General features: G+C 60.0%; 10 protein-coding genes and 1 pseudogene. 8 read left to right on the forward strand and 3 right to left on the reverse strand.

The genetic code is table 11. The features are described from left to right. The 4 genes and pseudogenes from FJ398_22785 to FJ398_22800 form a co-directional block, all read left to right on the forward strand. On the forward strand, nucleotides 1-728 hold a 728-nt coding region (locus FJ398_22785), incomplete at its 5' end, for a DUF1559 domain-containing protein (GenBank protein ID MBM3840734.1). A gap of 279 nt (nucleotides 729-1007) precedes the next feature. Next, on the forward strand, nucleotides 1008-2081 hold the full coding sequence (gene rsgA, locus FJ398_22790; GenBank protein MBM3840735.1) for a ribosome small subunit-dependent GTPase A: 1074 nt from the start codon (nucleotides 1008-1010) through the stop codon (nucleotides 2079-2081). Between the two features lie 216 nt (nucleotides 2082-2297). Then, nucleotides 2298-2762: pseudogene (locus tag FJ398_22795) on the forward strand (single-stranded DNA-binding protein). Between the two features lie 4 nt (nucleotides 2763-2766). Beyond that, a complete protein-coding gene (locus FJ398_22800) occupies nucleotides 2767-2901 on the forward strand; it encodes a type II toxin-antitoxin system VapC family toxin (GenBank protein MBM3840736.1) in 135 nt (44 codons plus the stop codon). A gap of 372 nt (nucleotides 2902-3273) precedes the next feature. Here FJ398_22800 and FJ398_22805 read toward each other — a convergent pair whose 3' ends face one another. The 3 genes from FJ398_22805 to FJ398_22815 all read right to left on the reverse strand — a co-directional run bounded on the left by FJ398_22805 (nucleotide 3274) and on the right by FJ398_22815 (nucleotide 5992). Beyond that, on the reverse strand, nucleotides 3274-3720 hold the full coding sequence (locus FJ398_22805; protein ID MBM3840737.1) for a (deoxy)nucleoside triphosphate pyrophosphohydrolase: 447 nt from the start codon (nucleotides 3718-3720) through the stop codon (nucleotides 3274-3276). A gap of 8 nt (nucleotides 3721-3728) precedes the next feature. Beyond that, a complete protein-coding gene (locus tag FJ398_22810) occupies nucleotides 3729-5027 on the reverse strand; it encodes a UDP-glucose/GDP-mannose dehydrogenase family protein (GenBank protein MBM3840738.1) in 1299 nt (432 codons plus the stop codon). Nucleotides 5028-5170: 143 nt separating this feature from the next. Then, nucleotides 5171-5992 carry a tetratricopeptide repeat protein gene (locus tag FJ398_22815; protein MBM3840739.1) on the reverse strand — a complete coding sequence of 274 codons (822 nt, stop codon included), beginning with the start codon at nucleotides 5990-5992 and terminating at the stop codon, nucleotides 5171-5173. Between the two features lie 100 nt (nucleotides 5993-6092). On the opposite strand from FJ398_22815, the gene FJ398_22820 reads away from it, so the two are divergent. The 4 genes from FJ398_22820 to FJ398_22835 all read left to right on the forward strand — a co-directional run bounded on the left by FJ398_22820 (nucleotide 6093) and on the right by FJ398_22835 (nucleotide 8681). After that, nucleotides 6093-6473, forward strand: coding sequence for an NADH-quinone oxidoreductase subunit A (locus FJ398_22820; protein ID MBM3840740.1), 381 nt, complete (start codon nucleotides 6093-6095; stop codon nucleotides 6471-6473). Nucleotides 6474-6635: 162 nt separating this feature from the next. Further along, the gene (locus tag FJ398_22825) at nucleotides 6636-8063 is read left to right on the forward strand and encodes a phosphoglucomutase/phosphomannomutase family protein (protein ID MBM3840741.1); all 1428 of its coding nucleotides are present in this window, start codon (nucleotides 6636-6638) and stop codon (nucleotides 8061-8063) included. A gap of 38 nt (nucleotides 8064-8101) precedes the next feature. Continuing rightward, nucleotides 8102-8293, forward strand: a complete 192-nt coding sequence (locus FJ398_22830) for a hypothetical protein (protein MBM3840742.1) — start codon at nucleotides 8102-8104, stop codon at nucleotides 8291-8293. After that, entirely contained in the window at nucleotides 8277-8681 is a 405-nt protein-coding gene (locus FJ398_22835; GenBank protein MBM3840743.1) for a putative toxin-antitoxin system toxin component, PIN family, read from the forward strand. Before FJ398_22830 ends, FJ398_22835 begins: the two co-directional genes overlap by 17 nt. Nucleotides 8682-8704: the final 23 nt, after the last annotated feature.

Genomic DNA, 8704 nt, shown 5'->3' on the forward strand with positions numbered 1-8704 from the left:
TTATCGAATTGCTCGTCGTCATTGCCATCATCGCCATCCTGGCCGGCATGCTTCTGCCCGCGCTGAGCAAGGCCAAGGAAGGCGGGCGCTCGTCGCTCTGCAAAAACAACATGCGGCAGATCACGATCGGGGTGTTGCTTTACACCGACGACCATGCGGATTACTTGCCCTGGGCGGGCGATGTGGATCGGGATTTGCCACCGGACTGGGTGTTTGGGGGACAATCCGGCGGCGACACGACAAACCCGCGTTATTGGAGCCAGCCGCCCCTTTCGTTCGGTTTCCACGCGGAGGCCGGTTCGATTTTCAATTACGTGACCGGCCAGCCGCAGATTCGTTTATCCAACGGGCGGGTCGATCTGAATCACACCAATACCTATCCGGTTTACCGGTGTCCGAGCACGGGACAAATCGGTCGGGCGCAGCGCGTCAATTTCAGCGTCAATAATTTCATCGACGCCGTGGAGCATCCGCCCAAAGGCGTGCTCAGCACGCGCGTGGTGAATCCGTCGGAGAAGTTGATGCTTTTCAACGAAGATTCCAAAACGATGCACAATGCGAGCTTTCATCCCGGCGGCAGCGCGGCCGGCGGCACGTTCGTCGTGCACAATGGCCGAATCAACGTCGGCTACGTGGATGGCCACGTCGAAAATATGAAGCATCAGAAGGTTCACGAGATTCAGCGCGGTCAGGCCAACATTGATCGTTACTTCCAGCCGTATCGCTAAGCCGTGACTATTCACATTTTAACAAAAGCCAACGAAGGAAACGAAGATCTCGAGAAGGTCTCCCAGCATTGGCCCCTCACTGGCTCACCGGGCTATGACTTACCGTAATAGCAAAGTGCCCGCATCGGATTTTTCCCAGTCCGCGAGCCTTCGTTCTCTTCGTTGCCTTTTGTTCAACTGAATAGCTGCCACGAAGTCAGAACGTCATTGTGTTTCTCAGAATTCCACCTAAGCATACGCGCGTTCCCGGCGCCCCGCGCTTGCATGTTGCCAGAACCGATCACTCTCGAACAACTGGGTTGGAGTCCATCCTGGGACGAGGAATTTGCCAGGTTTCGAGTCGCGGGTCTTGAGCCGGGCCGCGTGGCGGTCGAAGACAAGCACCAATACTGCGTTCACACGCCGCAGGGTCCGCTGACCGGCCTCGTTGCGGGAAAACTTCTGCACGAATCCGCGGCGCCCGCCGAATTGCCGAAAGTTGGAGACTGGGTTGCGCTCTCCGTGATGCCGAATGAAGCCAAGGCGGTCATTCATCACGTCCTGCCGCGTCAGACAAAGTTCTCCAGAAAGGTCCCAGGCCGGGATACCGAAGAACAAGTGCTGGTCGCGAACGTGGACGTCGTTTTCCTGGTGCAGGCGCTGGATGAGTCGTTCCGGCCGCGCTTGATCGAGCGCCAGCTTGTGATGATCCACGAAAGCGGATCCCGGCCGGTCGTCGTCCTGAACAAGGCGGATCTTTGCCCGGATGTAGAACGAAACCTGGAGACGGCCCGGCATGCCGCGGGCGGAGCGCCCGTGGTCGTCGTCAGCGCGAAGACAGGAGAGCATATCGATCAGTTGAAGAGGATCATTCATCCGGGCGAGACCGTGGTGTTCATCGGACCGTCCGGCGTGGGGAAATCCAGCCTGATCAACTCCCTGTGCGGCGAAGAGGTTCAGGCCACGACCGAAGTGCGGGTCAGCGACTCGAAAGGCCGGCACACGACAACGTGGCGCGAGCTGATTCTGTTGCCGCAAGGCGGCCTCGTGATCGACACGCCGGGGATGCGCGAGTTTCAACTGTGGCTTGCAGGGCAGGGGGTTCACGAGGCCTTCTCCGATTTTGAGACCTGGGCGACGCACTGCCGCTTTCGGGATTGCTCGCACACGCACGAAGCGGGTTGTGCTGTCAAAGCGGCGCTGGCCCGGGGAGAGCTGCCGTCGGAACGGTACGAGAATTTCCTGAAACTCCAGCGCGAGTTGGCTTACCTGGACGAAGCCCAACAGCAGCGCACCTGGCTCGACCGCAAACGGAAAACGAAAGCGGCACAACGCGCCTTCAACCGAATCAAGCGACGCGATTGGGAGCACTGATCCTGGAATGTTTCCTTGGTCGGATTACCATGTCTCGCGCCATGAACCCGGTAGGGCGAGTCCGTCCCGGCGAGCCGCTCGACGTGCGCGGAACACGTCCGGCTCGGCTCGCTGGGGACAGGCTCGGCCTACCGTCAGTTTTATGGGAAGCGGGAGCAAATGATGCGCGGCGTATCTCCGAAAAAGCGCACCGAACCGCCGCTGCCGGGCGAAGCGATGGTCAGTGCCGCGCTGCGACTTCGTCAGGCAGTCGAAAGGCTCAGGTTCGACGTCGCGGTCACTCACGTTTACAACCCGCTCGACTACGCATGGGTCGCGCACGAGACTTACCTGCGCCGCTTCGGGAACAGCCGCAAGCGCATCGTCTTTCTCGGCATGAACCCCGGCCCGTTCGGCATGGCGCAAACGGGCGTGCCTTTCGGCGAAGTTGCCGCGGTGCGGGATTGGATGGGAATCGAAACGGAAATCGGCAAACCGCGGCTGGAACATCCCCGGCGTCCGGTTGAAGGCTTTGCTTGCCCGCGTTCCGAAGTCAGCGGCAAGCGCCTCTGGGGCCTATTTGCCGAGCGGTTCGGCCCCGTGGAGAAATTCTTCGCCGAGCATTTCGTGGTCAACTTCTGTCCGCTGGCGTTTTTGGACAAGGAAGGCCGCAACCTGACACCCGACAAGCTGCCGGCTGCTTTGACTGCATAGTTTCATCGCCGCCACGGCACGCCGCCACAACTTAACCATTGCGACGCGCAACACGAAAGACTACGAGCGACCGGGTCTCAAAGTGTTCAATCCCGGAGCAGCCGCGTCGCCGGCTCACCCTCACTAAAACCAACCCGGTGCAGGCGGCATGGGACCAGGAGCTGGGGACACCGGGAAGCGGATATCCGCGAGAAACTGCCGGCTAGACCAGTGATGTGTCTCACAAATGGCTGGAGTTATGCCGCAAGGGATTTTGGCCTCCCGCGAGGCGCGAGCGACGCGCATACCCCTGGTGGGTCTGTAAGGCGCGAGCAACGAAGCGGGAGGCCAAAAGACCTGCGGCCCGAAGGGTTGCGCCGAAAACGGTCTGGGGCTGCGTTGCTCCTCGGTCGCAGAGCACTGGGGCTATGCTCCCTCGTCGCGCCTTGCCCCAGGCCGTTTTGGGCGCAACATAACTCCAGCCATTTGTGAGACACATCACCAGCCACTTCACGCCTTCTCACGAACGTGCGCGCCAGAGTTCTGGCGAGGTCTCAAGTCTTGAGAGCAGCTTGGCATCCGCGGCCGGAAAGGAATACCGGAGGAGTTGGTTCCGGCGCACCCACTTCACCGCCTGGCATCCGATTGCTCGCGGCTCGCGCTTGATTAAGTCACAACGGTAGAATCTCAAGCGAACGGTTTTCTCCGGATAACGATGGGTCACCCGACCCATGAGTTCGCGCGCCTTGACCTCGACGCCGAGTTCTTCCAGAAGCTCACGCTCCAGACACGCCTTGAAGCTTTCATTTCGCTCGCGCTTGCCGCCGGGAAATTCCCACAAGCCGCCGAGATGATCGTTGAGCCGCCGCTGTGTGATGAGCAATTTCCCCTCGCGGAAAATCAGACCGGCCGCCACCTCGACGATCTTCTCCTTTTCCTGCATCAACGCCTTAACGCTCGAACCCATTAAAGACGTCACGCGCCTCGCCGCCCGATGCTCTTATAGATGAAACCCAGCCGTTCCATTTCTTCGGGGTCGAACAGGTTCCGGCCGTCGAACAGGATCGGGTGCGTCATCGTTTTGCGGGCCAGGTCCAGATCCAGTTTCCTAAACTGCGGCCACTCGGTCGCGACCACCAGCGCATCGCAGCCATCCGCGACCGCGTTCATCTCCGGCACGTACGTGACATCGGTCAGGACGCTTTTGGCTTTCTCCATCGCTTTGGGATCGTGCACGCGAAGAACCGCGCCCTCTCTTTGGAGTCGGTGGCAGAGATCGATGGCGGGCGACATCCGGACGTCGTCGGTGTTCTGTTTGAAAGCCAGGCCGAGCACGCCGATTTTCTTCTGCTTCAACACCCAGAGGGTCTCGACGATCTTCTTGAAGAACCGGTCCATCTGGTGGGCGTTGATCCGCTGCACTTCCTTGAGCAGGGCGAAATCGTAGCCGAGTTGCTCGGCAATCTTGATGAACGCGCTGAGGTCCTTGGGAAAGCAACTCCCGCCAAAGCCCAGCGAAGCGTCCAGAAAGCGCCGGCCAATGCGCGGATCCATCCCGATGCCGTTGGCCACTTCCTGCACGTTCGCGCCCGAAGCTTCGCAAAGAATCGAGATCGCGTTGATGTAGGAAATCTTGAGCGCCAGGAACGAATTGGACGCATGCTTGATCAACTCCGCCGAATTGATGTCCGTGACAATGACGGGGGCTTGAAACGGCGCGTAGAGCTCCCGCATCGCCGCCACCGGCCGTTGGGAAAGAACGCCGATGACAATGCGGTCCGGTTTGAGGAAATCCTCCACCGCGAAGCCTTCGCGCAAAAACTCCGGATTGCTGACCACGTCAAACTCGACCTTGGATTTGCAGTAGCGCCGGATGGTTTCGGCGACTTTCTCGCCCGTCTTGACCGGGACCGTGCTCTTATCGACCACGATCTTGTACCGGGTGATGGCGCCGGCGATATCGCGCGCGACGCCCTCCATGTAGCTCAAATCCACGGAGCCATCTGGGAGAGGCGGTGTGGGCACGGCGATGAAAACAACGTCGGATTTCTCAACACCTTCCTGCGTGGACGTGGTGAAGCTTAGCCGCCCGGCAGCCACGTTCTTCTGAATGAGTTCCTCGAGACCGGGTTCAAAAATGGGGACGCCGCCCCTGCGGAGCAACTCCACCTTGGCCGCGTCGCAATCCACGCAGATCACGTCGTGCCCGACTTCGGCGAAGCAAGTGCCCGTCACCAATCCCACGTAACCCGTGCCAATAAGGGAAATCTTCATGAGTCAGGACGTGCGTGGAACACGGCCGGTTCGGTTCGCTGGGGACAGGCTCGCCCTACCATGCACACGGACCATGAACGATAAGGACGCGTTCCACCGCGGCCCTGAAATTGTGCTTTCGATTGTGGTGAGAGGCCCGGCATTTACTTCTTCTCAGCCGGCGTTGGGTTCGCCGGCGCAGCATTCGCGGCGGGCACGGCGTTCGTGGCTGAAACTGAGGACGCATTTGTGGCTGCGTTTGTGCCCTGGGGCGTGGGGAGCGGCAATGGGGTGGTTGCCTGGTTTGTGGCGGGCGCGATGGTCTTGGCCAGTTCCGGATGTTTTTCCAGCAAACGCTCTTTCCGCGCCATGGCTTCTCCGCTCACCGAACTCATCAGATTCGTCCGCGTGATTTCCTCGTACATCTGGAGGGCCAGTTGGGGTTGGTTTTTAGCCTCCTGAATCCGCGCAATCGCCAGCCGCGTGTCCGCCAGCACCCAAGCCTGCGGGTAGCGGGACAACACCTCCTGATAAGTGCGCAGCGCGTCGTCCGTTTTCCCGTCGGATTCCAGCGACGCTGCCTTCCCGTACAAAGCGGCTGGGGCGAGAGGGTGACTCCCAAAACGTTGGAGAAAATCCTCGAATTGCGCCCGGGCGTCCGGGTATTTCCCTTCCGCAAACAAGGTGCCCGCCGCCAACAGCAGCGCGCGCTGCGCCGCGGTCGTGCTGGGGTGGGTTTGCGCGATCTTCAAGAAACTGGAGGCGTCCGGCGGGGGCGTATTCTCCGGAGCGTTCAAGGGCAGCCGCAGCGCCAGCAGGGCCTGGCTCGCGGCCAACTCGGTTTGCACCTTGTTGTAGCGATAAACGGCAATGCCCGATCCTACGACCACCAAACCCGCCGCGGCGAGGATCAGGCGTTTCTTGTTCTCTTCCAGCCAGGCCAGGAAATCGTACCACCCGACGGAACTGGTCATTTCAGAACTCATAAAGGGGCAAAATCATTCGGTCGCCGGGTCCGGAACGCAAGCTTGAAATACGTCCAAAATGCCGCTTGCCAAAGCCCGGCTGCTTTCCTAGCGTCCGCTCGTGGATCAATTTGCACAGTACATCCCGGTGCTTCTTCTAGCGGTGGTGGCGATCGCGTATGCGTTCGGGATTCTGATCCTATCCGTGGTGGTGGGCCAGCGCGGCCGCCGCGACCGGGTCAAGGACACCCCTTACGAATGCGGCATGCTCCCGGTCGGAGAGGGCAACGCACGGATGTCGGTCAAATTCTATCTGGTGGCGATGCTATTCATTCTGTTCGACATCGAGGTCGTGTTCCTTTACCCCTGGGCGGTTGTTTACAAGGACATGCTGCGCGACCACGCCAACCTCATCTTCGGTTCGATGGTGACTTTCCTCGGGATCTTGTTTGTGGGTTACCTCTATGCGTTGAAAAAGCGGGCGTTCGATTGGAAGTCGTAAAACGTGAAACGTAAGACGTAACGCGTGAGTCCCGGGTGGATGGCCTCGCCACGCGTGAGGCACGCCGAAACGCGGTTAGGAATTACGTTTCACGCTTCACGTGTCACGCCCCACGACGCTCCCGAATTACGCGTTACGTCTTACGTTTCACGTTTTACGCCTATGATCAAATTCGGCACCTCCGGCTGGCGCGGCCTCATCGCGCGCGATTTCACCTTCGCCAACGTTCGGCTGGCCACTCAGGCCATCGCCGATTTCCTGAACTCCGCAATCCGCAATCCGCAATCCGCAATCCATGGCCGCAAGCCCGTCGTGATTCTCGGCCACGACACGCGGTTTCTCGGACGCGAGTTTTCGCTAGCCGCCGCCGAAGTTCTTTCGGCCAACCGCCTGACGCCTTTGCTCTGCCAGCGGGACGCGCCGACGCCCGTTATTGCCCACACCATCCGTCACCGCAAAGCCGTCGGCGGGATCAACATGACCGCCAGTCACAATCCGGCCGAATACCAGGGGCTGAAGTTTTCCACGAGCAACGGCGCGCCCGCGACGCCGGAAGTGACCCAGCAGATCGAAGCGAACGTCGCTCGGCTGCTGGCTGAGAATTGGGGTTTCAAAGCCGCGGTGATCGGGACTTACGAGTGCAAGAGCATCGATCCTCAACCGGACTACTTCAGGCAACTTCGAAAGCTGGTCGATTTCGCCGCCATCCGCAGGGCCAAACTCAAGGTCGCCGTCGAATTCATGTACGGCACGGGCCGCGGTTACCTGGATAAATTGCTGATCGACGCAGGCGCGAAGATCGCGGTTTTCCACGACGAATTGAATCCATTGTTTGGCGGACATCACCCGGAACCCAACGCCGAAGGCATGGCTGAGGTCAGCCGGTTTGTCCGCAGCGGCAAAGCGCAGATTGGCCTGGGCCTGGACGGCGACGCCGATCGCTTTGGCATTGTCGATAAGGACGGCACCTGGCTCACACCCAACCAAATCCTGGCGCTGTCTCTTTACCATTTGAAAAAGAACCGGCGCTGGAGCGGCGCCGTCGTGCGCACCGTGCCCACCAGCCATCAGGTCGATGCCGTGGCGGAACTTCTCGGGGTGAAGGTTCACGAAACGCCCGTTGGCTTCAAATACATCGGCGCCCTGATGGAGAGCGAACCGATCATCGTGGGCGGTGAAGAATCCGGCGGCCTGAGCGTCAAAGGCCACGTGCCGGAGAAAGACGGCATTCTGGCGTGCTTGCTGATGGCCGAGTTGGTGGCGACGGAACGCAAATCCCTCGGCCAGATTTTGAGAGACCTCTCGAAACAAACCGGCGAATTTCACACCGACCGCATCAACGTCGCGATTCCGCCGGAGAAGAAGGAAGCGCTATTGCAGAAGCTCGCCGCCGGCCTCGACGTGATTGGCCCGTTCAAAGTCGAGAAATTCATCACGACCGACGGTTATAAATTCCTTTTGCCGAATCGCGAGTGGGTCGCCTTCCGTGCCAGCGGCACCGAACCGCTCATCCGCTGTTACATCGAAGCCAAATCTGGGGCGCAAATGAAAAAGTTGCGTGTCGCGTGCCAGCAGCTTCTTCGGAGTTAGCCAGCTTCAGAATTGCGGCTTGATTGGCTGCGCCAAACGTGACAGACCCGCTGCGCGCGGTGACCGTCAAGGGCAGCATCCTGTTGACACCGATTCGTCCACCATCCAAGTCCGAGTACGCCGCCATCATCAAGGCAGCGGGCCGCCCCCTGGCCAAGGAACCGTCCGGTGCCGTGGACAAAATCAAGGCCGCCATACGGAAGGCGCGCGCCCATGGTCGTCGTGCTTGATACGACCAGCTTCGTCAGCGGCATCTACTGGCGGACCGAAGCGCATCGAGTTTTGCAGGCGTTTGCCAACGGTCGCATCGTGCTGGCCGTCACGCAGTCCATCCTGCACGAATACGCCAGAGTTGCGATGGCCGTGCGCGCCGAAGAAGGGCTGGAGATTGATCCGCAACCGTGGTTGAACGCCGTGGCTGAGCTGGCGTTCGAATTTGAACCGACCCCGCTGCGTGATGCTGTCTGTCTCGACGCGCACGACGACCAATTCATCGCGTGCGCGCTGGCGGCTCAAGCCGACGCGATTGTGACACGGGACAACGACTTGCTGTCTCTCGGCAAGCCCTTCGGCATCCCGATACTGACACCCCGCCAGCTTCTGGCCCTCATCAAGTAATGATAATTGCTCTTGCGAGGCGA

The sequence above is a fragment of the Verrucomicrobiota bacterium genome, assembly GCA_016871535.1.
Taxonomy (GTDB): Bacteria; Verrucomicrobiota; Verrucomicrobiia; order Limisphaerales; family SIBE01; genus VHCZ01.

Bases quoted from the DNA above. Each gene is read 5' to 3' on its own strand.
- FJ398_22825 (MBM3840741.1), top strand. From the start codon at position 6,636: ATGATCAAATTCGGCACCTCCGGCTGGCGCGGCCTCATCGCGCGCGAT.
- FJ398_22835 (MBM3840743.1), top strand. From the start codon at position 8,277: ATGGTCGTCGTGCTTGATACGACCAGCTTCGTCAGCGGCATCTACTGG.
- FJ398_22810 (MBM3840738.1), bottom strand. From the start codon at position 5,027: ATGAAGATTTCCCTTATTGGCACGGGTTACGTGGGATTGGTGACGGGC.
- FJ398_22805 (MBM3840737.1), bottom strand. From the start codon at position 3,720: ATGGGTTCGAGCGTTAAGGCGTTGATGCAGGAAAAGGAGAAGATCGTC.
- FJ398_22815 (MBM3840739.1), bottom strand. From the start codon at position 5,992: ATGAGTTCTGAAATGACCAGTTCCGTCGGGTGGTACGATTTCCTGGCC.